Raw genomic sequence first — 26,522 nt, 5'->3', positions numbered from 1 at the left:
TCTAAACCTCACCTTCACCGGACACATGGGGCGGCCCAGGTCCCATATGAGGAAGAGGTTGAGCCATGTACGCACAAGCTGTCTCGAGCGCCGTTGCCAAGACCAACTTCGCGGGCTTTTCCCTCTCCATCAGCCAAGAACGCCAAGGCAACAGCCATCTTACGGCTATCAGTTCGTTGCAGCGGAAGGCGCCGGGAGAGACGCTATTCTCGGAAGGGGATGAGACGAACAGCGTTTATGAGATCGTGCGCGGCATGCTCCGGCTTGTCAAACTCCTCCCGGATGGCCGGCGACAGATCACTGGCTTCCTCTCCGCCGGCAATCTCGTCGGCCTCGCTCCGGAAGGCATCCATGTTTACACTGCGGAGGCCGTGACAGAGGTGACGCTCTGCCGCTATGGGCGGGTGGCCTTCGAACGCCTGATCGACGAGGCACCCGGCTTCGCGAAACGGTTGCTCGCCGTGACATCGCATGAGCTGCGTGCGGCTCAAGAGCAGATGCTGCTTCTTGGCCGGAAGACCGCCATGGAGAAAGTCGCAAGTTTCCTCATGGCGATCGCCAAGCAGCAAGGCGTGGACGGCACGCAGGAAGTGGATGTGCCAATGACGCGGAGCGATATTGCCGACTACCTTGGCCTCACCATCGAAACCGTGTCTCGAACATTTACGAAGTTGAAACAGGATGGGCTCATCGCTCTCCCCACGCCAAATCGCATGGAGATTCTTGACCGCAACCAGCTCGAGGAATTGGCTGCAGGCGATGGCGATACCAGCTACTAAACCACCCCAACCCATCGGCGCACGCCTCTGGAAGGAGAAGATTGAACAAGCCATTTCAAGCCTTCGCGAAGAGGCGACAAGCAGGGCTTACGATCCTCTTGCCATCCATCGGTCAAAAGGCTCGCCTGTATCCTGCGCTTGGGAAACTATTCTTCATGATCAAGTCGCGCAAAACGACGGGAGAACAACTGCTCAAACATCCCTTCGCGGATGCCGATATGGCGGCATTCACGGCGCGAGTGCCGGTCGCTGGGGTCACGATACCTGTACCAGCTACAAGCGCGGTATCACCGCGTCCATCTCGGCCGGAGGATCAAATGCCGTCGCTCTTGACATCCCCTGGCCGCTCAGATTGGCGCGCGCTCATTGTGGGAACGGATCCTGCGACCCTTCAGCTGTGCCGTGATGCTCTGGAGAGTTCGGGGATGGCTGTCGATGCCGTGGAGAGGGGTATCGATGCGATCATTTCCGCGCGCAAAAACCCTCCCGTTCTGATCGTTATGGATGTCCAGCTTCGCGACGTTCCTGGCTACGAGGCAATCAAATGGCTTCGATCCATTCCGGGGCTCAAGACGACGCCGATCATCGTTCTCAGCACGGCGGCTGACGACGGTGCCGTCCTGGCCCTGACCCGCACAACGCCCTCCCTCCGAAAGCCGGTCTCGCGCGCCGCAATCTTGCGAATGATTCACGATGTGCTCCCCCGTATTGCACCGTTCCCGGCGGATCAGGATGGACGCCGAGATTAAAAGCAATCCCCCGATGCAGCTGCGCTTGGACGATGGTCTTCTTGCCTGCTGTGGGGAAAATGCCTGAGAAGGCTTTGACCTTCTGCTAGGCCGTTCCTTACCGGCTTGGCCGACACATGAGGCGGTGTCCCGCACGGCAAGCATTCCCGCTTTGCCGGCACCGCGTGCCGCTCTTTTGGCGCGGCGGTTAACGCTGGGTTCTGGCCAAAGTAACCGGCGAGAAGCTCTGGGCCCACCTTTCGAGCTTGATCCGGCGTCAATTTGTTTGTAGTGCCATACTTTAGTCTGGTGGACGAGGCGCCAAATTCCGCGACTCCAGCCAATTGGCCAAATAGCTCGCTATTTGTCATCCAACGTTCGCTGTTCATGCAGAAATGTGTTGCGTTTGAGGTGTTATGTTTCCGGCTTTTCAAATAATCGAGGAAAAGAAAACGCACCGGAGCTGATGATCCATGGCTGATTTCGTAAACTCCAGAGCAAACCTCCAAGGCAGTCGTTGGAAGTCCCACAGGTGATTTACTTTCCCCTCATTGTATGATCAGAGCGCGAAGTCTCCCCCCAAGTGCTCGCGAACCGTCAAAACAAAACAAGCTTCAGAAGATCCCGCCGCGTTACTCATCCCAAGGAAAGAGGTACCATGAAAACGTCAAGCACATGTTTCGTGTCGATTCCGCTATTGATTGCCGGGTCGGTCGCACTGTCAGGATGCGGCAAGTCCGCCAACCCGACCACCATTGCTTACAAGCAAGTCGGTATGTGCAAAAGCTATGTGACAGAAGCAGGCACGGAAGAGAAAGTAAAGTCTGATGAAGCCTTTGCAGTTTTCAAGCTCGAAACGATCGACAATACGAAAAATGGGTCTGGTTTTTACTTTGATCCGCAGCGCTTGTATGTGAACCAATCCGATCCAGAAACACTGAAAAAAAATGTCTATAGCTGGGTTCGCCGTTTCGTAAATCCCGATCCAAGAATTGGGAAAGCCCTGGCCACGAAATACGTTACGCAGACCGATGTTGCGAAGGGCGAGAAACTTGACGATGCCGGCTATTTTCTTATCCCGCTCGCCACAAATAACCCAACCGGCGGCCCGGAAGCCGATAAGTACAATTTCAAGGTTGTGTACGACACGGGGACTGGCGATCGCGGCAATATAGAAAGCGTTTCCGAGGGTATTCTTATTCAAAAGACGAACCCGCCGGATGCGACCTACTCGATCATTGAGAATTGTAAAGAACTGCCACTGAAATAAACGACAGCAGAGCTGTACGAAACTGAATAGGCCCGGCTGCAGCGGCGGTTTCCGACGCCGCAGTCCGGCCTTTAAGTCCGCATCGCATTGCATTGCAGCGGACGCCGCGGACTGTCTCGCCAATCGCCGCCCTATTTTTAGGCACGCCGGCGAGGGCTAAATAGCGAGGGGGTACTGCGATACGGCCTCCCTGCACATTGATTTCAGCACGTTGCGCGCCTGATGAGTTTTCCTTGGCAGGTTTGCTTGGCAGATGGTATGAGCCGGTTAGCACACCGCTTGCGCGGTTCTTTCATTTGCCGTGGCAATACAACCAAAAAGTCTAGAAATCATGCCTATGAAGAAAATCGAGGCGATTATCAAGCCTTTCAAGCTCGATGAAGTGAAGGAAGCGCTCCGCGAAGCGGGCGTCTCCGGGATTACGGTCACTGAAGTCAAGGGCTTTGGCCGCCAAAAAGGCCACACGGAACTTTACCGGGGAGCGGAATACATCGTCGATTTCCTGCCCAAGGTAAAAATCGAAGTCGTGGTCTCCGAAGCCAGTGCCAATCTTGCCGCTGATGCCATCCGAAAAGCCGCGCAGACGGGCCGGATTGGCGATGGAAAAATCTTTATCTCCGAGGTCGAGAACGCCATCCGCATAAGGACCGGGGAAACCGGAACGGATGCGATTTGATTGGAAATTGCTGCTAAGTTGGGCAACTGCATCTTTGCCCCAAAAATATAAATTCTACATAGGGAGTAAATCATGAAGACCGCGAAGGATGTCCTTAAATACATCAAGGATCATGACGTGAAATATGCCGACTTCCGCTTTACCGATCCGCGCGGCAAGTGGCAGCACGTAACTTTCGATATTTCGCTGATCGAAGAGGAAACATTCACCGAGGGTCAAATGTTCGATGGTTCCTCGATCGCTGGCTGGAAGGCGATCAATGAATCCGACATGAATTTGATGCCTGATCCAACTACGGCCGTACTTGATCCCTTTTTCGCGGCGCCCACTCTCTCGATCGTCTGTGATGTCCTCGAGCCCACAACGGGCGCGCCCTACAACCGCGATCCGCGCGGCATTGCCAAGAAAGCGGAAGCCTACGCGGTCTCCACAGGCATCGGCGACTCCACCTATTTTGGTCCCGAGGCCGAGTTTTTCGTCTTTGACGACGTCCGCTTTAGCACCGACCCTTACAACACCGGCTTCACTCTCGATTCGACGGAACTGCCATCTAACACCGGCACGGCTTACGAGGGTGGCAATCTCGGTCACCGGATCCGGACGAAGGGCGGCTATTTCCCAGTGCCGCCACAGGATTCGGCGCAGGACATGCGCGGCGAAATGCTGGCCGCCATGGCGCAAATGGGCGCCAAGGTCGAAAAGCATCATCATGAGGTGGCCTCTGCGCAGCATGAGCTGGGCTTGAAATTCGGGCCGCTGACGATGATGGCGGATCATCTACAGATCTACAAATATTGCATCCATCAAGTGGCGCACAGCTATGGCAAGACAGCGACCTTCATGCCAAAGCCGGTGTACGGCGACAATGGTTCCGGGATGCATGTCCATCAATCGATCTGGAAAGCCGGCAAGCCGGTTTTCGCTGGCAACAAATACGCCGATTTGAGCCAGGAATGCCTCTATTATATTGGCGGCATCATCAAACATGCCCGCACCCTAAACGCCTTCACCAATCCCTCAACAAATTCCTACAAGCGGCTGGTGCCCGGTTATGAAGCTCCGGTCCTGCTCGCCTATTCGGCTCGCAACCGCTCGGCGTCCTGCCGGATTCCTTATACGTCCAATCCCAAGGCGAAGCGCGTCGAGGTGCGGTTTCCCGATCCGATGGCAAACCCCTATCTTGCTTTCTCCGCCATGCTGATGGCCGGGCTCGATGGAATCCTGAACAAAACCGATCCGGGCCAGGCGATGGACAAGGATCTTTATGATCTGCCGCCGAAAGAATTGAAGAAAATCCCGACGGTCTGCGGTTCGCTGCGCGAGGCCCTTTCCAATCTCGACAAGGATCGCAATTTCCTCAAGGCGGGAGGGGTCTTCGATGATGATTTCATCGACAGTTATATCGAACTCAAAATGACCGAGGTGATGCGCTTCGAGATGACCCCGCATCCGGTCGAATTCGACATGTATTATTCCCTATAAAACTGACCCTGGCACCGCCGGTAGGTTCTACAGCCTATAGGCGGCGCCGTTTCATCACCGCGCTGGCGATTGCAACGTGCATAAAAAATAATAATCGAAAATCGCTGTCTCCAATGCTTTACCTGGCCAATAGGCACGATGGAGTTCGGCGGTCGCGACATTGTCGACGAGCCGCATGGCGGCTTCATCGGCGAGCCGTTGAATATCACCGATACCCGTGCGCCACGGAGCGCCCATGGCGGCGAAGCGTTCGGTGATGAGCGTCGCGGCGGCATCGCCGGTGGCCTCGTTGATCACGTCTTCCTTGAAATAATCAAAAGAAAGCGTGAATTGGGGAACATGCCGCACGATATCCGCCATTACCTGCCTGATGGAATCGGCTGTCAAATACATCGTGTTGCCTTCCCAAATGAAATGGGCGGGCCGGGAGCCATCGAATCCATTCGATATGAGCAAACGGATGAAATCATCCGTGACATAGTTGCCGTAAATGAATGACACATCAGCAGTCAGCCGGTTTTCCGCAAGCGTGGCTTTCTTGAAGCTGAGCGTCGTTTCGTCATCGATTTCGAAATAAACGACGTCCGGCGCTTGTTTTCTGATCGCGCGCGTGTCGAGGCCCGCGCCAAGGATCACCACTTGCTTGCAACCATCCCGCAGTTGAGCGTCCAGCCGGTCATCGAGATAGCGCGTTCTAATCCTGACCATTTTCTTGACGGCGGGAATGGTCTCGGCAATACGGGCCGCCGCGCGCTTTGTGTCCTCGTTGAGAAACACCGGGACAATTTTGTCTTCATAGAGGGGCTTGGCTTCGGCAGCCTCCTCGGCCCGGAATTCCGCCACGACGAATGCTGTTCCGGTGACATTTTCGATCGCGGCCATGTGTGCTCCTGAATAAGATTTTTCCTTTGGGATTTGGGGATGATTTCCGGCGCCCCTATTTTCGGGTTTCTTTGGTTTGGATATGCCTAAAACATGAGCAGAGTGCCCAAAAAAACCTTGGTGTGGCCCCGTCTCGCGTCATGCCAAGAGCCGCAAAACGACAAGGTCAAAGCGTCGCTCCTTGGCTGTTGGACCCATGAAATGGCGGATCACCCACCGGGCAAAAATGGCATGAATGATGCACATAGAAGCGGTTCCTTTGGGCTGGAAAACGGCCCAGCTGATCAGCGCCCATTAACCAGCGCCGCACTCAACCGCGACATTACCGCATCATCCTGGACGGAGTCTAAATAATGGCCAAATACAAGCTCGAGTACCTATGGCTCGACGGTTACACGCCTGTCCCAAATCTTCGCGGAAAAACTCAAATCAAGGAATTCACCAACTTTCCTACTCTCGATCAACTTCCTCTATGGGGGTTTGACGGCAGCTCCACCAAGCAAGCCGAGGGCAGAAGTTCGGACTGCGTTTTAAAGCCAGTTTCCGTTTTCTTTGACAGCACCCGCAAAAACGGCGTCCTCGTTATGTGCGAGGTCATGATGCCTGACGGTGTGACGCCGCACGCCACAAATGCCCGTGCCACCATTCTCGACGATCCGGGTGCGTGGTTCGGATTTGAACAAGAATATTTCTTCTACAAAAACGGCCGGCCGCTCGGCTTCCCCGAGAGCGGCTATCCAGCCCCACAAGGCCCTTACTACACCGGTGTTGGTTACAAGAATGTCGGCGATATGGCCCGCCAGATTGTCGAGGAGCATCTCGATATCTGTCTTGATGCCGGCATCAATCACGAAGGCATCAACGCCGAAGTCGCCAAGGGACAATGGGAGTTCCAGATTTTTGGCAAGGGCTCCAAGAAAGCCGCCGACGAAATGTGGGTCGCCCGCTACATCCTGCAACGCTTGTGCGAGAAATATGGCGTCGATGTCGAGTATCACTGCAAGCCGCTCGGAAACACCGACTGGAACGGCTCTGGCATGCACGCCAATTTCTCCACCACCTATCTGCGCGAGACGGGCGGCAAGGAGTATTTCGAGAAGCTGATGGACGCGTTTGATAAGGCCAAAGCGGAGCACATCGCTGTTTATGGGCCGGACAATCACATGCGTCTCACGGGTCTGCACGAAACTCAGGCGATCGATATGTTCAGCTACGGGATTGCTGACCGAGGCGCCTCGATCCGCGTGCCGCATAGCTTCGTGAAAAGTGGCTACAAAGGCTACCTCGAAGACCGGCGTCCGAACTCGCAAGGCGACCCCTACCAAATCGCTTCCCGGATTCTGAAGACGGTCGCTACCGTGCCAACGTCCGCAAGCGCTGCACCATCTTTGAAGGCGGTCGGCTAACAGCACAGCCAAGGGTGAGGACGGGCGGCGTTTTTTGGCCGTCTCGCGCCTTGTCGATGCTGCCGAGCTGAAGACACATCATCATTGAAGGGGCGGCCAGGCGGCCGCCCCTTTTTTCATTTGCTCGAGACCGCGTCCGGCGGCTACACGGCCAGTGAGCCGTTCATGCAGGGTCTGTGAACCGAAAAATGTTTTCGTTCCGTTCCATTCCTGCCTTGTTCGTGGCATAAGCAGCCCGCAACGACGGCCTTCGAATCACAAGGACAGGCGGATACATGGCAAGGAATGGCGATCTTTTCGGCAATGCGGCACGTAAGGAGCCTCCGGCCCGGTCAGCTGTGAAACGCCAAGAGTCGCCCCCGCGAAAGACGGCCAGCGGGGCAGCCAGCTTCGAAACTGCGGGAGAGGCGGCCTACACTGCTGCCTCGATCGAGGTGCTCGAAGGGCTGGAGCCCGTCCGCCGCCGGCCTGGCATGTATATCGGCGGCACCGACGAGGCGGCGCTGCACCATCTTTTCGCGGAAGCCCTCGACAACGCGATGGACGAGGCCGTCGCCGGCCACGCCTCCTTCATTGATGTCCGTTTGGAAGCTTCAGGTTTTCTCGCCGTCACCGACAATGGGCGCGGCATTCCGATCGATCCGCATCCAAAATTCCCCAAAAAATCGGCCCTTGAAGTCATCATGACGACGCTGCATGCGGGCGGCAAATTCGACCAAAAAACCTATCAGACCTCCGGCGGCCTGCATGGGGTCGGTATTTCGGTCGTCAACGCGCTGTCGGAGCGGCTCGAAGTGGAGGTTGCGCGCAATCAGCTGCTGTACCGCCAGACCTTCGAGCGGGGCCACCCTGCATCGCCCCTCGAAAAACTAGGCAAGGTGCAAAACCGGCGCGGGACCAGTGTCCGGTTCAAACCGGACGAAAAGATTTTCGGCAAGGGCGCGCATTTCAAACCGGCCCGCCTGTTCAAAATGGCGAGATCGAAAGCCTATCTCTTCGGAGGGGTCGAAATCCGCTGGCATTGCGCGCCGGAACGGCTCGATCCGGATGGCACGATTCCCGCCGAGGCCGTCTTTCGGTTTCCCGGCGGCCTCAAGGATTGCCTGCTCCAGGATATCGAGGGCAAGGACCTCGTCACCGATCAGATTTTCGCTGGCAAGATCGAGAAAGACGGCGGTCACGGATCGCTCGAATGGGCCCTGGCCTGGCTCGCCTTCGACGATGGCTTTGTCCGGTCCTATTGCAATACCATTCCGACCCCCGACGGCGGAACCCATGAGGCGGGGCTTCGCACCGCGCTGACGCGGGCCCTCAAGGATCATGCGGAACGTACGGGTCAGGCGAAACGCGCCGCGCTCATCACCGCCGACGATGTCATGGCGTCCTGCGCCGCGATGGTTTCGATTTTCCTTCGCGAGCCGGAGTTTCAAGGCCAGAACAAGGGCCGGCTTCTGACCAATGAGGCAGCCCGGATCGTCGAGGGTAGCTTGCGCGATGCCTTCGATCATTGGCTGGCGGCGGCGCCCTCGCATGCCGCCAAACTTCTCGATTCGACGATTGAGCGGGCCGAGGAACGCGCCCGCCGCCGCGCCGAAAAGGATGTCGCGCGCAAATCCGCGACGCGCAAGCTCCGGCTGCCGGGAAAGCTCGCCGATTGCGCAAACAATTCGTCGCAAGGATCGGAACTCTTCATCGTCGAAGGCGATTCGGCGGGCGGATCGGCCAAACAAGCGCGCGACCGCGCCAGCCAGGCGATCCTGCCGCTGCGCGGCAAAATTCTCAACGTCGCCAGCGCCACCCGCGACAAGCTCGCCGGAAATCAACAGCTGAGCGATCTTATTCAGGCACTGGGATGCGGCACCGGCGCGCACTACAAGGACGCCGACCTACGCTACGAGAAAATCATCATCATGACCGACGCCGACGTCGACGGCGCCCATATCGCGTCCTTGCTCATCACGTTTTTCTATCGCCAGATGCCCAAACTCATCGAGGACGGCCATCTTTACTTGGCGGTCCCGCCGCTCTACCGGCTGACCCAGGGCAGCAAACAAGTTTACGCGCGCGATGATGCGCACCGTGATCAATTGACGGCAACGCTCCTCACGGGGAAAGCTAAAATCGAGGTCAGCCGCTTCAAAGGCTTGGGCGAGATGCTTCCGGCGCAGCTGAAGGAGACAACCATGGACCCGAAAAAGCGCAGTCTGCTCCGGGTGGTCATCCTCGCCGGAGACCAGGAAGGCACGGCGGATTCGGTCGAGCGCTTAATGGGCAACCGGCCGGAGGCGCGATTCGCCTTCATACAAGAGCGCGCCACATTTGCCGCCGCCGCTGAACTCGTCGTGGTTTGACGACGGCGCTGCAAATGCTTGAGCAGCTCCTCAGATCATCATCAAGGGGGATTGCCGATTCGGGAATTTTGCCAGCCGGCGCGACCGGTGAAGGTGGCCGGCGGCAAATGGCGTTTCGAGGAGGCCACTCCTATAACCATCTGCACGCCGGCCAACCCTACGGACCCAGGAGATGCGGCGGACCCGAGCACTCCGCAGGGTATCTGAAGTTCAACGCCGAATACGCATTACGATACGCACAGCTGCGAGCAGGACTTTCTTTCAGGATCCCGCTTCGCGCCGCTAGATAGAAATCATGCCCGGCACCCTTAGTTAACCTGTGAATGCGGCAAAATGCAACTGGCTTCTTGGCCCCTGGCCGGGGTTCGTCGCTAGACGGCGCTAAGGCAAAGGCTTCGCCCGCCCGGTCTAATTTTCCTTGAGATGATTGCGGACGGTTTCAAGAAACTTCACGATGGAAATGGGTTTTGAGAGATAGGCCTCGCAGCCGCCCTGCAGGATTTTTTCCTCGTCTCCCTTCATGGCGAAGGCGGTGATCGCAATCACCGGAATATGGCGTAGATCGCCGTCATTTTTCAACTTTTGCGTCACCTCGAGACCGGAAATCTCGGGCAATTGAATGTCCATCAAAATGAGGTCTGGGCGGTGCTGGCGCGCCAGCGCCACCGCCTCGAGACCGCTGCGCGTTTGGATCGTCTTGTAGCCATGCGCCTCCAAAAGATCGTTGAACAGCTTCATGTTCAACTCATTGTCTTCTACGATCAGAATGCTCTTTTGCATCAAAAATACCTGATTCCGGGCGGCTAGACCTGGGAGCGCCATCCAGCCGCGCGCGTCAACAACGGACGGAAATTGACGAAAGGACAATCCTTATAATGGAAAATCTCAATTTTAAGGCCTCTTCGCTCAAAACGCCCAAACTTACGAAATCCTCCGCCGAGACGCTTGCCATCGAGGCGCTAAACTTTTTGGCGGCGGAGCCTGACCGGCTTGACCGGTTTTTGGCTCTCAGCGGCATTGGCTTGGAAAATTTACGGCAAGCGGCGGCGGAGCCTGGATTTCTGGCGGCCATCCTCGCCCATCTCGCCGCCGACGAAAAGTTGCTCCTGGCTTTTGCGGCCCAGAGCGGGCATGACGCTTCTCTCGCCCTCCAGGCGCATGATATATTGTCGCCTCCGTGCGAGAGGCCTTAAATTTCCACCGGAGCCTTGCATGGTCTGGCCTCTGATTCAACGTCCAAAACACGAACCGCCGGCGGTGCAAACCGCGCCCGCCGCCGCGCGAAAACTTGACCTTGCGGTCCGGCCGAGGCGCAACCGCAAGGCGGACTGGGCGCGCCGCCTCGTCCGTGAAAACAATTTGAGCGTCGACGATCTCATCTGGCCGGTTTTTCTTTGCGAAGGGGAAAACACGCGGGAGCCGGTAGGTTCGATGCCGGGTGTGGAACGCTTCTCCATTGACGAGGCCGTACGCGCCGCAACCGAGGCGGCGGCGCTCGGCATTCCGGCGCTCGCGCTGTTTCCTTTCACCGATCCTGGCCTGCGCAATGAAGAGGCGAGCGAAGCGCTCAATCCCGCAAATCTCGTTTGCCGCGCCTGCCGGGCGATCAAACGTGAGGTGCCGGACATTGGCCTCATCACCGATGTTGCGCTCGATCCTTATACGAGCCACGGCCATGACGGAATTTTGCACGGCGAGCGCATTCTGAACGATGAGACGGTGTTTGTGCTCGTGCAGCAAGCCCTGAACCAGGCGCGCGCCGGTGCCGATATCATTGCGCCCTCCGATATGATGGACGGCCGCGTCGGGGCGATACGCGCCGGGCTCGACTCGGAAAATTTCGAGGATGTGCAGATTTTGGCTTACGCCGCCAAATATGCCTCGGCTTTTTACGGGCCGTTCCGCGATGCCGTGGGCACCAATGCGACGCTCATTGGAGATAAGCGCACCTATCAGATGGACCCTGCCAATTCCGATGAAGCCCTACGCGAAGTCGCCCTCGACATCGAGGAAGGCGCCGACATCGTGATGGTGAAACCCGGCCTGCCTTATCTCGATATTGTGTTTCGGGTGAAGGACACCTTCGTCATGCCGGTCTTCGCCTATCAAGTCTCTGGCGAATACGCGATGATCCTGGCGGCGGCGGAGCGCGGTTTTATCGACGGCGACAAGGCCATGCTGGAAAGTCTCATTGCTTTTAAGCGCGCGGGTGCCGACGCGATCCTCACCTATTTTGCACCAAGGATAGCTAAAAAGTTGAAGGGGATGGGGTGAGGTGGTTGCTCCATTGCACTTCCTAAAATTTGAACATCCTACAGACAGTACCCGCATGTTCATTCGACCGCCCTTTCGGCTTTTTTCCGGCACGAAAATCGAACACGCCTTCTATTTGACGCACCATCTTGTTTCCAGAATGTGTGGCTCGGGCTCCCACTCAAAGTCAGATAACCATAATGCTTTTTGATTCGTATTTCGAAAGGCTTAGATGCAGTAAATGTGGTCATGATTTATCCTGATTTAGCCCATGAGAATGCCGCCCACATATTACCTTGCCACCGCAATTCATGACGCGAGCGCTGAAGGGCCCCGACCGGGCTTAGGCCGTGGTTTCAGCAATGGCTTGATCGGCTCTATGCTGTATTGTCCCTGATCCAGCACGCAAACTTGTCCTCCTTCATCGTCCCACCGGCAAGGGCTTCGATGACAGCGACGCAGGTCGCGTCATCGGCTAATAAAGCCGCTCCGTTCAGATTAAGAAAAGTTTCCGTGACGACCAGAGCCGTCCGCTTATTGCCGTCGATGAAGGGATGGTTTTTGACGATCCCATGGCCGTAGGCAGCGGCCAGCCGGGCGATATCCGCGTCTTCCTCATAGGCCGCGATGTTTTGGGGCCGGTCGAGAGCCGAACGAAGCAAACCATCATCGCGGACGCCGCTCGCACCTCCATGTTCGGCGATTTGTTCGTCATGAATGGCAAGGGCCGCCGCCAAACCGATCCAAATCATTTTGCCAATTCGCGCAGCGCATTGCGCCGCTTCTTCATCACCTGCTTGGCCGCGTTCATTTGCGCTTCGAAGTCTGGATCATAAGGGGTGATCCGGAAACCCTCGGGCGTCTCGGTAAGAAAAACCGCATCGCCGCCGGTGAGCTTCAGTTTGGCAAGCGCCTCCCTCGGCAAAATCACGCCAAGGGAATTGCCGATAGATGTGATCTTGAGCTTCATAGCTCGCCTCCCTTGTTACAACAAAAATTATAACATAGCGGGCCAGCTCCCAGAAGTCATATCTCGCCCAACCGAACAAAAGATCCCGCCCCAAAGACAATTTTCGTGCCTCCTGCTTATTCGTACTTCGGGACAGGCAATGCGAAGTGTGCTTGGATCGGCGCATGAAAACCGGTGTTCTTCTCGCCCTCTTATCGGCCGCTCTCTTCGGCGCGAGCACCCCCTTGGCAAAGATCGTGCTGGGCAGCGTCGATCCGTGGACGATGGCAGGGTTGCTTTATCTTGGTGCAGGGCTCGGCCTCGCCGTTGTGCACATTTCTCGAAAAGCTTTGCGGGTTCCGGCCGTTGAAGCTCCGCTGCGCCGCGGGGATGTGCCTTGGCTGGCCGCTGTCATTGTGGCGGGCGGCATTGTCGGGCCCGTGTTTCTGATGTTCGGTCTGGCTCGCACCGATGCCGCAGGGGCATCGCTGTTGCTCAATCTCGAAGGCGTGGCCACGATGGGCATTGCCTGGGTGGTCTTTCGTGAATACGTGGACCGCCGCTTGCTGCTCGGCGCGTTCGCCATTCTGTCGGGGGCGGCGCTGTTGTCATGGCAGGGCGGGGCGTCCCTCGATTGGGGGGCGTTGTTGATCGCCGCCGCGTGCGTGTCGTGGGGCATCGACAACAACTTGACCCGCAAGCTTTCATCGGCCGATCCGGTACAAATCGCCATGATAAAGGGGCTGGTCGCCGGGACGGTGAACCTGACGCTCGCCTTGGCGCAAGGCGCCGCATTGCCTGACACCGGCACCATTCTCGCTGCCGGCGTCGTCGGCTTTCTCGGCTACGGGGTGAGCCTCGCCCTGTTCGTGCTCGGCCTGCGGTATCTTGGGACGGCGCGCACGGGAGCCTATTTCTCGCTCGCCCCGTTCATCGGCGCGTTGCTCTCGCTGTTTCTGCTTGACGAGCCGTTAACGGTTCGACTGGTCGCGGCGGGCAGTTTGATGGTGGCCGGTCTATGGCTGCATCTCACGGAACGCCACGAGCATGAACATGCGCACGAAGCGCTAGAGCATGAACATCGGCACACCCATGATGCGCACCATAAGCACCCGCATCTGCCGAGCGACCCGCAAGGCGAGCCGCACAGCCATTGGCACCAGCATAAGCCGCTCGTGCACCGGCACCCCCACTATCCCGATCTCCATCACCGGCATGGCCATAAGCACTCACAGTGACATGTGCGATTGACTTAAAATGTGCCGAGGCTCGAACGCCCCGCGCCGCCATGCCGCTTTCTACCAAACCAGACAAAAGCTTCTGCCCAAAAGACGATTTTCCTGCCTTGCGCGTGTATAATGTTTGCGGATGTCAATCGTACCAAAACGTTTCACGTGAAACGTTATTGTCCGATTGGGCCGCGAAATCGGTCAAAGAAATCGCGTGACGGCTGCCCTCAAAATATTTGCCAGCATCTAACTGCGAGTCCCGTCCAGCCAAATTTTTTTGAAAATTTTTTGGGTATGTGGATAGCGGGACCGGGGGCGGACTGACCAAAAATTTCCTCCTTTTCGCCGCTTCGGCGTGCCACAAGAAGAGCATGTCATGAACTGATTCGGCACATGCCGGGCCATCGGCGCCGTTCGGGAAACACTATGCCAGCCATCGACAATCTTCCTGCGAGGACCCGCTTCGCGACCGCCACGGAGCCTGATCCCACGTTTCGTTTGGCGCCGCACAATGTCGAGGCGGAGCAGGCGCTGCTGGGCGCGATCCTCGTCAACAATGACGCTTTCGACCGGATCTCCGATTTTCTCAAAGCCGAGCATTTTTCGGAGGAACTGCACCGGCGGATTTTCGATGTCGCAGCGCAACTCATTCGCGCGGGAAAGCTTGCCTCGCCCATTACATTGAAGACGTTTCTGGGCGAGCATGATCTTGGCGGCGTAACCGTGCCGCAATATCTGGCCCGCCTCGCCGCCGAGGCGACGACAATCATCAACGCCGAGGACTATGGCCGCACCATTCACGATCTCGCGCTTCGCCGCGATTTGATCCTGATCGGCGAGGATATCGTCAACGCGGCCTATGACGCGCCCGTCGGCAATAGCCCGCGCGAACAAATCGAGGAGGCCGAGCGCAAGCTCTATTCGGTGGCAGAGACCGGCCGCTACGAAGGCGGCTTCCAGCGATTCTCGGAGGCGCTGACCATCGCTGTCGATATGGCCGCGAAGGCCTATGAACGGGACGGGAAACTTTCCGGCATCGCGACGGGCTTTAAGGATCTCGATGCGAAAATGGGCGGCCTGCAGGCGTCGGATCTCGTGATCGTTGCCGGGCGTCCCGGCATGGGCAAGACGGCGCTGGCGACCAACATCGCCTTCAATGTCGCGCGCAATTATCAGTTCCGCTCAAAGCCCGATGGCACGGCCGAAACGGTCAATGGCGGGGTTGTCGGGTTCTTCTCGCTGGAAATGTCGGCCGAACAATTGGCAACCCGCATCATCGCCGAGCAGGCAGCGGTCGCCTCCTACAAGATCCGGCGCGGCGACATCAGCGAGCCCGAATTTCACCGGATCGTCGAAGCCGCTAGGGAAATGCAGACGATTCCTTTCTACATCGACCAGAGCGGCGGTCTTTCGATCGCCCAATTGGCGGCGCGGGCGCGGCGGCTCAAACGTCAGCGCGGCCTCGATGTTTTGGTCATCGACTATCTGCAATTGCTCGGCGGCTCGAAAACGCGAAGCGACAGCCGGGTCCAAGAAGTGACAGAGATCACCACGGGCCTCAAGGCATTGGCCAAGGATTTGAACGTTCCGGTCATCGCCCTCTCGCAATTGTCGCGGCAGGTGGAAAACCGCGACGACAAGCGCCCGCAACTCTCCGACTTGCGCGAATCCGGCTCGATCGAACAGGATGCCGATGTCGTCCTGTTTGTCTTCCGCGAAGAATATTATTTGAACAACAGGCAACCCCGCGAGGGAAGCGAGGAATTCATTGCCTGGCAGGCCGACATGGAACGGGCACATGGCAAGGCCGAAATCATCATCGGCAAGCAACGGCATGGCCCGACCGGCACCATCGAGCTCGCCTTTGAAGCGGAGATGACGCGCTTCGCCAACCTTGCCCCGGAAGAAAGCCTGCCGGAGCGGTATTAGCGGTTATTGACCGTTACGATTTATCAAGGACCGCAATGGCCAAATCTCACGCCTCCTTTGTTTGCCAAAATTGCGGGGCGGTTGCGCAGCGCTGGCAAGGCCGCTGCGAGTCCTGTGGCGCCTGGAACAGCATTGTCGAGGAAAGCCCATCATCAGGTATTGGCGCCAGGGCCGCCCAGGGCGCGCGCAAGGGCCGCGTCTTCGGTCTTTCCAATCTGCACGAAGCCGAGCAGCCGTCGCCGCCACGCATCATGACGGGCATTGGCGAACTCGACCGCGTCACGGGCGGCGGTTTTGTTGCGGGCTCGGTGCTGCTGCTTGGCGGCGAACCGGGCATCGGCAAATCCACTCTGCTTATCCAGGCTTGCGCCGCGCTTGCCGGAGCAGGCCGTCGTGTTGTCTATATTTCTGGCGAGGAGGCGGTCGATCAGATCCGCTTGCGCGCCTTGCGGCTGGGACTTGCGGCAGCGCCCGTCGAACTAGCCGCCGAGACGAGCGTCGAGGATATTGTCGCGACGCTTTCCCACGGCAAGCGGCCGTCCCTCGTGGTCATTGATTCCATTCAGACGATGTGGACCGAACTCATCGAATCGACGCCTGGCACGGTCTCGCAAGTGCGCGGCGCCGCGCAAGCGCTGATCCGTTTCGCGAAAACGGCGGGCGCGGCGGTGATCCTTGTGGGACATGTCACCAAGGATGGCCAAATCGCGGGTCCCCGCGTTGTCGAGCATATGGTTGACGCGGTGATTTCCTTTGAAGGGGAGGGCGGGCGCAGTTTCCGGATTTTGCGGGCAGTCAAAAACCGCTTCGGCCCGACCGATGAAATCGGTGTTTTTGAAATGACCGGGCGCGGCCTCGCCGAGGTCGCCAACCCATCCGCCTTGTTTTTATCGTCGCGCGACACGAGCGCACCCGGCGCCGCCGTATTTGCGGGAATGGAAGGAACGCGGCCGCTACTGGTTGAAGTTCAGGCGCTTGTCGCGCCAAGCACGCTTGGCACGCCGCGCCGGGCGGTTGTCGGCTGGGACAATGCGCGCCTCGCCATGGTGGTCGCCGTTCTCGAGGCGCATGCCGGCGTCAAGCTCGGCCAATATGACATTTATCTCAATGTCGCCGGTGGGTTGCGGGTCGGCGAACCGGCCGCTGATTTGGCTGCTGCGGCGGCGCTGGTGTCTTCCTTGAGCGGCATTAGTCTTGCGGCCGATTCGGTGTATTTTGGCGAAATCGCTCTTTCGGGAGCGATCCGGCCTGTCTCGCATGGCATGGCCCGGCTTAAGGAAGCGGCGAAACTGGGCTTTTGCCGCGCCACCATTCCGCAGGGCGCGCCAGAAAAGGGTGAAGCTCCCGCTGCTGTTTTGAGCGTGCAAAATTGTGCCCATATTTCAGGGCTTGTCACCGGCATCGCGGCCGGAGGCGGGCCGCCGAAACGCATCCCGGCGGTCCGTGAAAATTAAACACTTGCGTCTCAGCCTCTTGCTTTGTCGCGTCGATTAAGGGAAAAGCCAGCACATCCAGCGATTTTCGCGGGCGCGCGGCGCGGACCGCGAACATTGGCTGTGGGCCGAAAGGACGAGGACCAAAGATAATGCCACCATGGCTCGATCTTGGCTTGATCGCCGTCGTCTTGCTTTCCGCCTTCCTTGCGATGTTGCGCGGCTTTACCCGCGAAGTTTTGGCCATTGCCTCCTGGGGTGCCGCCGCTGTCGCGGCATTCTACTTTCATCCGATGGTGGTGCCTTACATCAAAACTTACATCAAAGCCGATCTCAACGAGAAAGTCGCGTTGGGTCTTGCCGCGGCGTCGGTGTTCGTCGTGACCTTGATCATCGTCTCCCTGATCACGGTGAAATTGTCGGATGTCATCCTCGATTCCAAGGTTGGCGCACTGGACCGGTCGCTGGGATTCCTGTTTGGCGCGGTGCGGGGACTGCTCCTCTGCGTGATCGCTTTTGTGTTTTTCAATTGGCTGGTGCCGGTGCAGACTCAGCCGGAATGGGTCAAAAGCGCCAAGATGAGGCCGCTTTTGCAGGCGACGGGCGATCAGCTCATGGCGGTTCTGCCGCTGCCTGATGATGTGGAAGGGTTCTTGAATAAGCACTTGAAGCCGAAAGCACCCGGTGGCACCGGCGAGGATGCGGTGCCCGACACGGAACCGGAGCCCAAGAAACCCGAGACGGCGGGCAAGGGCACCTAAGCGGGCTTGTGCCTGACGCCCCGGTTGCGCGTGGAATCTTGGGGAAAACTTTATAAGATTTCGTGCCGCTTCCGCAGGAGCGCTGAAACAAACTGGCTGCGGCCGCATCTTCGAGGCTGACATTCGCGGCGATGTCTATTATGTAAATTGTAAGACGATCCTGCGAAATCGTGGTGCGGGCGGGTATCGTCCGAAGGCCAGCCGTTCGAAACAATTTGTCGAGGTTAAGACGCCGGGACCACGTGTAAGCGCCGCTGCTTGATGCATGGCCACGCCGGGAGGCCACTCCCTGATCGCGTAGATCATGCCGGAAGCTTTTGAGAGGCTGTCGATGGGTGACACGGAGGATGCCGGACGGGGCGCTGATCTGGGTCAAGAGGTTTCGGATTCGACGGACTCCGATCAAAGCGACCCCGGCTTTGATCTCGACGCCGACCGCCTGCGGGAAGAGTGCGGAGTTTTTGGAATCTTTGGCCATCCCGCCGCCGCCGCCATCACGGCCCTGGGGCTGCATGCCTTGCAACATCGCGGTCAGGAGGCCGCTGGTATCGTCACGTTCGATGGCCAAAGATACAATTCCGAACGCCGGCTTGGTCTCGTCAGCGACCATTTCTCGAAGGCATCCACGATCGACCGTCTGCCCGGCGAATCCGCCGTCGGCCATGTGCGTTATTCGACCACCGGCGGGACGATCCTCCGCAATGTTCAGCCGCTTTTCGCCGAACTTAGCGCGGGCGGCTTCGCCGTCGCGCACAATGGCAACCTCACCAATGGCTTGGCCCTACGGCGCGACCTTGTGCAGGGCGGCGCGATCTATCAATCAACATCGGATACGGAAGCGATCCTTCATCTTGTCGCGCGCAGCCGCCGCTCGCAGCTTACCGATCGATTCATCGAAGCCTTGCGGATGATCGAGGGCGCCTATGCGCTTGTGGTGCTGACCAACAAAAAGCTGATTGGTGCGCGTGATCCGCTCGGAATCCGGCCCTTGGTTCTTGGCGAACTCGATGGACGGTACATTCTCGCCTCGGAAACCTGCGCACTCGATATTATTGGCGCCCGTTTCGTGCGCGACATCGCGAATGGCGAAATCGTCGTGATTTCCGACGAGGGTGTCGAAAGCCTGCGGCCGTTTCCTCCACGACCCGCGCGGCCTTGCATCTTCGAATATATTTATTTCGCACGCCCGGATTCGATCGTGCACGGCAAACCCGTTTACAATGTGCGCAAGGCCATGGGCGCCGAACTCGCGCGCGAGTCTCCGGTCGAAGCCGATGTCGTCGTCCCCGTTCCGGATTCCGGCGTGCCCGCGGCACTCGGCTTCGCGCAACACTCAGGAATTCCGTTCGAACTCGGAATTATCCGCAATCATTACGTCGGCCGCACCTTCATTCAGCCATTCCAATCCGTCCGCGAATTGGGCGTACGTTTGAAGCACAGCGCCAATCGCGCGGTTGTCGCGGGCAAGCGAATCGTGCTCATCGACGATTCCATCGTGCGCGGGACGACATCCGTGAAAATCGTCCAGATGATGCGCGACGCGGGCGCAAGCGAGGTGCATTTTAGGATTTCCTCGCCGCCGATCACCCATCCCGACTATTACGGGATCGATACGCCAGAGGCCGACAAATTGCTCGCCGCGACCCACACGCTTGATGAAATGCGCGCCTATATCGGTTGCGACTCGCTGGCTTTTCTGTCGGTCGATGGCATTTACCGGTCGATGGGTGAAAAAGCCCGCGATCCTGTCCGGCCGCAATATACCGATCATTGTTTTACGGGAGACTATCCCACCACGCTCACCGACAGCGGCGGCGACACCAAGGCGCAACTCTCGCTTCTCGCGGAGGCCGGTTAGACCTTGCGCGTGAGTTACGGCGCGAACGCCCAGTTCAATATTTTCCATGCCTCGCCTGCTTGAGGGAAGCATCGCCCTGGTGACCGGCGCTTCGCGCGGCATCGGCCGCGCCGTGGCCTTGGAGCTTGCCCGCGCGGGCGCGCATATTATCGCGCTTGCCCGCACCCAAGGCGCGCTCGAGGAACTGGACGACGCGATCCGGGGCGCGGGCAGTGAAGCGACCTTGGTGCCTTGCGACCTCAAGGATTTCGAGGCGCTCGACCGGCTCGGCGCCGCGATTTTTGAACGCTGGGGCAAGCTCGATATTCTGATTGGCAATGGCGGCGTGCTCGGGCCGCTGTCGCCGCTCGCCCATGTCGAACCCAAACAATGGGAGGATGTGCTGGCGGTCAATGTGACCGCCAACTGGCGGCTGATCCGCTCGCTCGATCCTTTGCTGCGCGCAGCGGATGCGGGGCGGGTTGTCTTTATCTCATCGGGCGCCGCGCATGCTGCCGATTTCAAGCCTTACTGGGGACCCTATGCGATCACCAAGGCGGCGCTGGACGCGCTTGCCCGCACCTATGCCGCCGAAACGATGAATATCTCGAAGGTCAAGGTCATGACGGCCAATCCAGGGCCGCTGCGGACACGCATGCGCGCGGCGGCCATGCCCGGCGAAGACCCGATGAGTCTTCAAACGCCGGAAGAGTTCGCGCCGAAAATTCTCGAACTTTGCTTGCCCGCATGGACGCACACAGGCAAGCTTTACGATTTTCCGGCGGATCGCGTGCTCAGTTTCATGGCGCCCTCCTGAGCTTGACGGCCACTGACTGTCTTAAGCGCGCAAGCGGTAGCCCGTCTTGAAGATCCAGCCCGTTGCCACCAGGCAGAGGGCCAGGAATGTCACGACCATGGCGAGGCTGACTCCGACGCTGACATCGGAGGTTTCATAAAAACTCCAGCGAAATCCGCTCACCAGATAGACGACCGGATTGACGAGTGTGACCATCCGCCAAAAAGGCGGCAGCATGCTGATCGAATAGAAGCTGCCGCCGAGGAAGGTCAGCGGCGTGACAATCAGCAGCGGCACAAGTTGCAGCTTTTCAAACCCGTCCGCCCATATTCCGATGAGGAAACCAAACAGACTGAAGGTGACAGCGGTGAAGATAAGAAAAGCAAGCATCCAAAAAGGGTGAGCGATGTGGAAGGGCACGAAGAGCCGGGCGGTCACAAGAATGATCAAACCGATGAGGATCGACTTGCTCGCCGCGGCACCAACATAGCCTGCAACGATCTCCATCGAGGAGACGGGAGCTGACAGGAGTTCATAGATCGTGCCGGAAAACTTCGGGAAAAAGATTCCGAAAGAGGCATTGGCGATGCTCTGGGTGAGGAGCGACAGCATAATCAGTCCCGGCACGATGAAGGCGCCGTAGCTGATCCCCTCGATCGCCGTCATGCGCGAGCCGATCGCGGCGCCGAAGACGACGAAGTAAAGCGATGTCGAGATCACCGGCGAAACGATGCTTTGCAGCAACGTGCGCCAGGTCCGCGCCATCTCGAAAAGATAGATCGCCCGGATTGCATGAATATTCATGGCTTTGCCCTCACGAGATTGACAAAAATATCCTCCAGCGAACTTTCGGTTGTTTGAAGATCCTTGAAGTCGATCGAAAGCTCGCTCAATTGCCGCATCAAGGCGGCGATCCCGGTCTGGTCGTGTTGCGCATCGAAGGTGTAGATGAGTTCGCTTCCCTCATGCGCTAGCTCCAATTGGTACTGGGCAAGCACCTCTGGAACACTGTCCAGACGCTTCCGCAAATGGAGCGTCAGCTGCTTCTTGCCGAGCTTGTTCATGAGCACCGCTTTGTCCTCGACCAGAATGATCTCGCCTTTATTGATCACCCCGATTCGGTCCGCCATTTCTTCGGCCTCCTCGATGTAATGGGTCGTCAAAATGATGGTGACGCCGGTTGCGCGCAGCGACCGCACCATCTCCCACATGTCGCGGCGGAGTTCGACATCGACGCCGGCAGTGGGCTCGTCGAGAAACAAAATGCGCGGCTCGTGCGAAAGCGCCTTGGCGATCATCACGCGGCGCTTCATGCCGCCTGACAGCATCCGGATCATGCTGTCTCTCTTGTCCCACAAGGACAGTGTTTTCAGCACTTTCTCGATATAGGCCGGGTTGGCGGATTTGCCGAAGAGGCCGCGGCTAAAATTGACGGTGGCCCAGACGGTCTCGAATGCGTCGGTCGCCAATTCCTGCGGCACGAGGCCGATCCTCGAACGTGCCGCTCGATAGTTTGCGGCGATGTCGTAGCCATCGGCGATGACGGTCCCCGAAGTCGGATTGACGATGCCGCAAATGATGTTGATCAGCGTGGTTTTGCCGGCGCCATTTGGCCCGAGCAAGGCGAAAATCTCGCCGGCGAGGATGTTAAGATTGATCTTTTTAAGGGCTTCAAAGCCGGATGCGTAAGTTTTGGTGAGATCAGAAATCGAGATAATAGGCTGCACGTGGTCACCATGGGTCGTTCGATTCGAGGCGTGTCTGCGGGAGGTTATATAGAGTGTTCCCAGATTTGCCGTCGAAAGGAAAGCCGATGATGGCGGCGCCGCCATCTATGGCTTCTATGATGGTCACGTAGCGAGAAAAATACCGTGAAGCAAATTTGCGTGATCGGTCATTGGAAGGCCTGCGTAGGGGCAGGGGCCAACCACGCGCGGGCGCGCATGATTGGCCCGTTGATGGTCCTCAGAGCGACTTCAGATATTCAAGCAGCGCCTTTTTTTCATCCGGCTTTAGCTGCGTGCCATATTCATGACCGCAATGGCTATTGCCGGACGTCAGGTCATCGCAACCGGTCGTATGCAAAGTATAATCAAACTTCGGCTGCTCCGCCGCCAGCCCTACAGCGTCTTTGTCATAGGCCGGGCCGACCTTAAAGTCGGCTGTGCGGTCTTTTGCAGGCTCGAGCAGTTCGGCCAGGGATCGAACCGATCCATTGTGAAGGTAGGGCGCCGCCGCCCAGATGCCGTAGAGGACTCGCGCTTCATATTTGCCGCCCACGCCTTGGCCACCCTCAGGAGTCTGGAGGAAACCGTCGATGGCTGGGGCCACGCCCTCCAGGGTGCGCAGCGGCGGGGGAGGCCGAATCTTTATGGTGAGATCCTTTTGCGAGCTTTGCCCGGTCACCGGCGAATATTTCTGGATGATGGTTCCCAGCACCGACGCTGTGAGGATGCGGATCGCGGCGTCGGTCTCCTTCAGGGGGCTATTGAGAAGCACGAGCGCGCCTTTCAACTCACCCGTTTGGGCCTCTCTCTTGAGAAGGCTCATCTGCCTCGAGTCCGTTCCGACAGCCAGTACTGGCGTCTCCCATGTCGTCATTCCCGGCAACGTATGCCGTTCTTGCTTGCCATGACACTCGGCGCATCCTCCCTGTTCCTTTGGCCAACTGAAGATTGCCTCGCCTTGGGCGCGAAGGGCTTCAGTGATGGACCAAGGCCATGCCGGAGGACCAATTTTTTTGACCAAATTCTCCAGCTTGCCGAGGCCATTGAAGTTGGCCGAATTGTTTGTGAGATAGTCGATGACCCCTGGGATCGGAAGTTTGGTACCCGGCACATGCATTTTCGTGGGTTCGAAGACGCCATAAACCCCGTAAACTTGGCCGAGGTTACGATTGAGCGCAAGAATGTCGCTGCCGTTTGGAGCAAAGCCCGCCCATTGCGTCCAGTTCTGCTTCGGCGCGTTCCACAAAAACGGATAACGCACTGGCGCGTCCGCTGTTTTGATATTGTCTTTGATTAAGTGGCTCGGCGGTTCCCCAATATCGAGGCCCGTAAGCCGATTGAAGATCATTCCCACGGCATCCATTCGGCCCGGACCCCAGGGCGTATTTGACGGCAATGACTTAGCCCATGCGTCATAGCGGTCATACCAAAGCTGCAGATTTTCGCGCAGGGTCTTCAAATCACCGGGCTGCGGCGTGACGGGAGCAAACACCGCAGACGCGAACTCCTGAAAATTGGAACCATTCTGGAGAACCCGGGCGACCGCCGCATCAAGATCGGTACTGAAACTCTGCCAATCCACGATGGCGGGACCGCCATCGATCCGGTACGCGATGCCATCGGCCGTGATCTGGCGCGTATGGCAGGCCGAACAGGTCATCCCCGCGAAAGCGACGCTCTCCGGCCCAGAGGCGGTAAATCCAATCGGAAGGCCGTTGTCGGAGGCCGGATTTGGCAGATAGCCGTAGCGGCTGAGGCTGTCGGCGAGAAAGGGCTGGCCGTTGGGCTGTTTCAGAGCCCGGAACCATGCCAGCGGCATGATCTGCGACCCCTGGTCCTGGCTATAGAAATTGGTGCGGTCCACGTCCTTCCAATTGTCCCCTTGCTGGAGTGTCTTGACGTCCGAAGCCACCGCTTGGGCCAAGACAGCCGGCGCGGCGGTCGTCGCGGCACAAAATAGGATGCCGCAAAACATTGTCTCGATTAACAGCTGCATGCGCATTGCCGTTCCCCCCTTTGACCTCCAGTGTGAACGTCGCCCTATTCTGGCATTCTGTCCTGGCCCGCACCGGGCCACAAGACATGTCTCCGTGCACCCCTTATTTAGGGGAGGACGCATCGTTGTTTTCGTTCCACATGTGGTTGTGGTGTGTCGTGAGTGGGGGGGGGATCATGATTGCTCGATCAGCGAAATTGGGCGCCGTCCTCGGCCTGCCGCTATTCATGTTGACGATCGCGTCAACGGCGCAAGCGGACGCGTTGGTTCCCGTCGATCAGGGCTGGACGCAAGCCGATCTCAAGGAATGGTACGAGATGTCGGCGGGCTCCCGGCTGATCCCCCTCTCCTGGCTATTGGCGCTCGAACAGCCGGACAATGACAACAAATTTCTCGACGACGCGCATATCGCTAAATTTCGCTATTTGCCGCATGTGAATTCGGGCGGCCTGCCTCTGCCGCTCGGGTTCACCGTCGACACGCAAAGCGACAAAAATCTCAAAGCGACGAAGCTGCGTTGGAAGGCCTTGCAAGGCGACACCGAGCCATGGGTCGGTATGAATTGTGCCGCTTGTCATACCGCTGAGCTGACCTATAAAGGCAATCGAATACGCGTCCAGGGCGCGCCGACGCTGGCGGACTTTCAATCCTTTATGGCGGCTCTGGATCGAGCGTTGACCGCGACCCGTGATGACCCCGCCAAATGGGACCGCTTCGCAGCCCGCGTTGTTGGGGATGGCGTCACACAAGAAGACCGCGCGCGTCTGAAGGATGCACTTGAACAATTCACCGCGCGGCGCCTTCGCATCGAGGCCGCAAATGTGGCGCCCTTGCGCGACGGCTACGGGCGTCTCGACGCTTTCGGCCATATCTTCAATGATATCGCCCTCTCCGTCGGCGCCCAGAATCCCAAACCGATTCCGTCCGATGCACCTGTGAGTTATCCATTTCTGTGGAATGTGCCGCAGCACGACAAAGTCCAGTGGGATGGCATCGCTCCAAACAAACCTCTCTCCCTCCATGGGGCAAAAATCGATCCCGGCGCCCTTGTCCGCAACTCGGCCGGCATGCTTGGTGTCTTCATCGACGTGAACGTCACCTCGTCGCCGATTATTTTTGGAATTTATTCGTCGCTGAAGCCCACCAATATTATCGCGTTCGAAGACAAGTTGCGAAGTCTGTTGCCTCCCGCCTGGCCGAGCGACATTTTTGGAGCCCCCGATCCGACTCTCGTCCAAAAGGGATCTGTGATCTTCGCCGCGCAATGTGCAAGATGTCATGGGTCTTTACCGCGCACCGATCTGGAAACGCATTTCAACGTTACAATGCTTCCCTTCGCCGGGGCGGGTGAAAATGCCGGAACCGATCCCGGCATGGCCTGCAACGTCTACGCCACCAAGGCGGCTTCTGGGGCGCTCAGGGGCGCGCTCAAATTTCTTGTTTTCGATCCGGTCGGAGACACCGCTCCAGCGCGCGATTTGGTCAACATCGTGGCGCTGGGAGCGCTTGTAAAGGATCAACGCGAACTCGTTGACCATTACCTCGACGAGATCTTTCATATAGCGCTGCCGCCCCTCTCTCTTCCGGCTATCGGACTTCCTATTGCTGACCATGCGAGCAGTCCCGCCGCTGGCGAACCATGCAAGGACAACTGCGGCGCTGCCGCCATGACAGTGGCGCAGCACCGGAGCGAATGTCTGACCGCGACGGACGCTCTTCTGGCTTATAAAGCACGGCCCTTGACCGGTATTTGGGCAACCGCGCCTTATCTGCACGATGGCTCAGTTCCAACGCTCTATGATTTGCTGCTCCCAGCGGCGCAGCGGCCAAAGACATTCTTCACCGGCACCCGCGAATTCGATCCGGAAAAAATTGGCTTCCTGACAACGCCGTCAGCCGACAATGATTTTTTGTTTGAAACTCAAACGGCTTCTGGCGATGCCAGACCTGGAAACGCCAACACTGGCCATGAATTTGGATCAACGCTTCCGGAGGACCAGCGCAAGGCGCTCCTCGAATATCTCAAGACGTTGTGAGA

The 26,522-nt window shown here is 58.1% G+C and carries 23 protein-coding genes; 16 read left to right on the top strand and 7 right to left on the bottom strand.

The features are described 5' to 3' along the window. The first annotated feature begins 65 nt into the window (after nucleotides 1-65). The 5 genes from QEV83_RS06785 to glnA all read left to right on the top strand — a co-directional run bounded on the left by QEV83_RS06785 (nucleotide 66) and on the right by glnA (nucleotide 4,935). Entirely contained in the window at nucleotides 66-779 is a 714-nt protein-coding gene (locus QEV83_RS06785; RefSeq protein WP_280130454.1) for a helix-turn-helix domain-containing protein, read from the top strand. 155 nt (nucleotides 780-934) lie between these two features. Further along, the gene (locus QEV83_RS06780; protein ID WP_280130453.1) at nucleotides 935-1,528 is read left to right on the top strand and encodes a response regulator; all 594 of its coding nucleotides are present in this window, start codon (nucleotides 935-937) and stop codon (nucleotides 1,526-1,528) included. A 637-nt stretch (nucleotides 1,529-2,165) separates the two neighbouring features. Then, entirely contained in the window at nucleotides 2,166-2,777 is a 612-nt protein-coding gene (locus QEV83_RS06775; RefSeq protein WP_280130452.1) for a hypothetical protein, read from the top strand. Between the two features lie 337 nt (nucleotides 2,778-3,114). After that, entirely contained in the window at nucleotides 3,115-3,453 is a 339-nt protein-coding gene (locus QEV83_RS06770) for a P-II family nitrogen regulator (protein WP_280130989.1), read from the top strand. A 72-nt stretch (nucleotides 3,454-3,525) separates the two neighbouring features. After that, nucleotides 3,526-4,935 carry a type I glutamate--ammonia ligase gene (gene glnA / locus QEV83_RS06765; RefSeq protein ID WP_280130451.1) on the top strand — a complete coding sequence of 470 codons (1,410 nt, stop codon included), beginning with the start codon at nucleotides 3,526-3,528 and terminating at the stop codon, nucleotides 4,933-4,935. A gap of 54 nt (nucleotides 4,936-4,989) precedes the next feature. Here the strand turns inward: glnA and QEV83_RS06760 are convergent, their stop codons facing one another. Next, on the bottom strand, nucleotides 4,990-5,817 hold the full coding sequence (locus tag QEV83_RS06760; protein WP_280130450.1) for an SAM-dependent methyltransferase: 828 nt from the start codon (nucleotides 5,815-5,817) through the stop codon (nucleotides 4,990-4,992). Between the two features lie 353 nt (nucleotides 5,818-6,170). Between QEV83_RS06760 and QEV83_RS06755 the strand changes: the two genes are divergently transcribed. After that, entirely contained in the window at nucleotides 6,171-7,223 is a 1,053-nt protein-coding gene (locus QEV83_RS06755; protein WP_280130449.1) for a glutamine synthetase beta-grasp domain-containing protein, read from the top strand. 275 nt (nucleotides 7,224-7,498) lie between these two features. Beyond that, on the top strand, nucleotides 7,499-9,574 hold the full coding sequence (parE, locus tag QEV83_RS06750; RefSeq protein WP_280130448.1) for a DNA topoisomerase IV subunit B: 2,076 nt from the start codon (nucleotides 7,499-7,501) through the stop codon (nucleotides 9,572-9,574). Nucleotides 9,575-9,982: 408 nt separating this feature from the next. On the opposite strand, the gene QEV83_RS06745 is transcribed toward parE, so the two are convergent. Next, nucleotides 9,983-10,354: a response regulator gene (locus tag QEV83_RS06745; RefSeq protein ID WP_280130447.1), complete on the bottom strand. Its 372-nt coding sequence runs from the start codon at nucleotides 10,352-10,354 to the stop codon at nucleotides 9,983-9,985. 95 nt (nucleotides 10,355-10,449) lie between these two features. Here QEV83_RS06745 and QEV83_RS06740 point away from each other — a divergent pair, with 95 nt between their 5' ends. Beyond that, nucleotides 10,450-10,767, top strand: coding sequence for a DUF3572 domain-containing protein (locus tag QEV83_RS06740; protein ID WP_280130446.1), 318 nt, complete (start codon nucleotides 10,450-10,452; stop codon nucleotides 10,765-10,767). Nucleotides 10,768-10,786: 19 nt separating this feature from the next. Next, the gene (gene hemB, locus QEV83_RS06735) at nucleotides 10,787-11,848 is read left to right on the top strand and encodes a porphobilinogen synthase (protein WP_280130445.1); all 1,062 of its coding nucleotides are present in this window, start codon (nucleotides 10,787-10,789) and stop codon (nucleotides 11,846-11,848) included. Nucleotides 11,849-12,204: 356 nt separating this feature from the next. Here the strand turns inward: hemB and QEV83_RS06730 are convergent, their stop codons facing one another. Beyond that, the gene (locus QEV83_RS06730; RefSeq protein WP_280130444.1) at nucleotides 12,205-12,579 is read right to left on the bottom strand and encodes a type II toxin-antitoxin system death-on-curing family toxin; all 375 of its coding nucleotides are present in this window, start codon (nucleotides 12,577-12,579) and stop codon (nucleotides 12,205-12,207) included. Then, nucleotides 12,576-12,797: an AbrB/MazE/SpoVT family DNA-binding domain-containing protein gene (locus QEV83_RS06725; RefSeq protein ID WP_280130443.1), complete on the bottom strand. Its 222-nt coding sequence runs from the start codon at nucleotides 12,795-12,797 to the stop codon at nucleotides 12,576-12,578. Before QEV83_RS06725 ends, QEV83_RS06730 begins: the two co-directional genes overlap by 4 nt. A 164-nt stretch (nucleotides 12,798-12,961) precedes the next feature. Between QEV83_RS06725 and QEV83_RS06720 the strand changes: the two genes are divergently transcribed. The 6 genes from QEV83_RS06720 (at nucleotide 12,962) to QEV83_RS06695 (ending at nucleotide 20,782) form a co-directional block, all read left to right on the top strand. Then, nucleotides 12,962-14,014, top strand: coding sequence for a DMT family transporter (locus QEV83_RS06720; protein WP_280130442.1), 1,053 nt, complete (start codon nucleotides 12,962-12,964; stop codon nucleotides 14,012-14,014). 417 nt (nucleotides 14,015-14,431) lie between these two features. After that, entirely contained in the window at nucleotides 14,432-15,934 is a 1,503-nt protein-coding gene (locus QEV83_RS06715; protein ID WP_280130441.1) for a replicative DNA helicase, read from the top strand. 35 nt (nucleotides 15,935-15,969) lie between these two features. Then, nucleotides 15,970-17,388 carry a DNA repair protein RadA gene (radA, locus tag QEV83_RS06710; RefSeq protein WP_280130440.1) on the top strand — a complete coding sequence of 473 codons (1,419 nt, stop codon included), beginning with the start codon at nucleotides 15,970-15,972 and terminating at the stop codon, nucleotides 17,386-17,388. Nucleotides 17,389-17,519: 131 nt separating this feature from the next. After that, nucleotides 17,520-18,128 (top strand): CvpA family protein, encoded by a 609-nt coding sequence (locus QEV83_RS06705; RefSeq protein WP_280130439.1) that lies wholly within the window; start codon nucleotides 17,520-17,522, stop codon nucleotides 18,126-18,128. Between the two features lie 331 nt (nucleotides 18,129-18,459). Continuing rightward, on the top strand, nucleotides 18,460-19,986 hold the full coding sequence (gene purF, locus QEV83_RS06700) for an amidophosphoribosyltransferase (protein WP_280130438.1): 1,527 nt from the start codon (nucleotides 18,460-18,462) through the stop codon (nucleotides 19,984-19,986). 46 nt (nucleotides 19,987-20,032) lie between these two features. Next, the gene (locus tag QEV83_RS06695) at nucleotides 20,033-20,782 is read left to right on the top strand and encodes an SDR family NAD(P)-dependent oxidoreductase (protein ID WP_280130437.1); all 750 of its coding nucleotides are present in this window, start codon (nucleotides 20,033-20,035) and stop codon (nucleotides 20,780-20,782) included. Between the two features lie 21 nt (nucleotides 20,783-20,803). Here the strand turns inward: QEV83_RS06695 and QEV83_RS06690 are convergent, their stop codons facing one another. The 3 genes from QEV83_RS06690 to QEV83_RS06680 all read right to left on the bottom strand — a co-directional run bounded on the left by QEV83_RS06690 (nucleotide 20,804) and on the right by QEV83_RS06680 (nucleotide 24,490). Next, nucleotides 20,804-21,565 carry an ABC transporter permease gene (locus tag QEV83_RS06690; RefSeq protein WP_280130436.1) on the bottom strand — a complete coding sequence of 254 codons (762 nt, stop codon included), beginning with the start codon at nucleotides 21,563-21,565 and terminating at the stop codon, nucleotides 20,804-20,806. After that, nucleotides 21,562-22,488 carry an ABC transporter ATP-binding protein gene (locus QEV83_RS06685; RefSeq protein ID WP_280130435.1) on the bottom strand — a complete coding sequence of 309 codons (927 nt, stop codon included), beginning with the start codon at nucleotides 22,486-22,488 and terminating at the stop codon, nucleotides 21,562-21,564. Before QEV83_RS06685 ends, QEV83_RS06690 begins: the two co-directional genes overlap by 4 nt. A 238-nt stretch (nucleotides 22,489-22,726) precedes the next feature. Continuing rightward, entirely contained in the window at nucleotides 22,727-24,490 is a 1,764-nt protein-coding gene (locus QEV83_RS06680; protein ID WP_280130434.1) for a di-heme-cytochrome C peroxidase, read from the bottom strand. Nucleotides 24,491-24,660: 170 nt separating this feature from the next. Here QEV83_RS06680 and QEV83_RS06675 point away from each other — a divergent pair, with 170 nt between their 5' ends. Next, complete coding sequence (locus QEV83_RS06675) at nucleotides 24,661-26,520, top strand: di-heme-cytochrome C peroxidase (RefSeq protein WP_280130433.1); 1,860 nt, start codon at nucleotides 24,661-24,663, stop codon at nucleotides 26,518-26,520. Nucleotides 26,521-26,522: the final 2 nt, after the last annotated feature.

Origin of the sequence: Methylocapsa sp. D3K7 (assembly GCF_029855125.1) — a bacterium.
In the GTDB taxonomy this organism is placed as follows: domain Bacteria; phylum Pseudomonadota; class Alphaproteobacteria; order Rhizobiales; family Beijerinckiaceae; genus Methylocapsa.
Note: the sequence above shows the minus strand (reverse complement) of the source record. Positions and strands in the feature narration are given on the sequence as shown.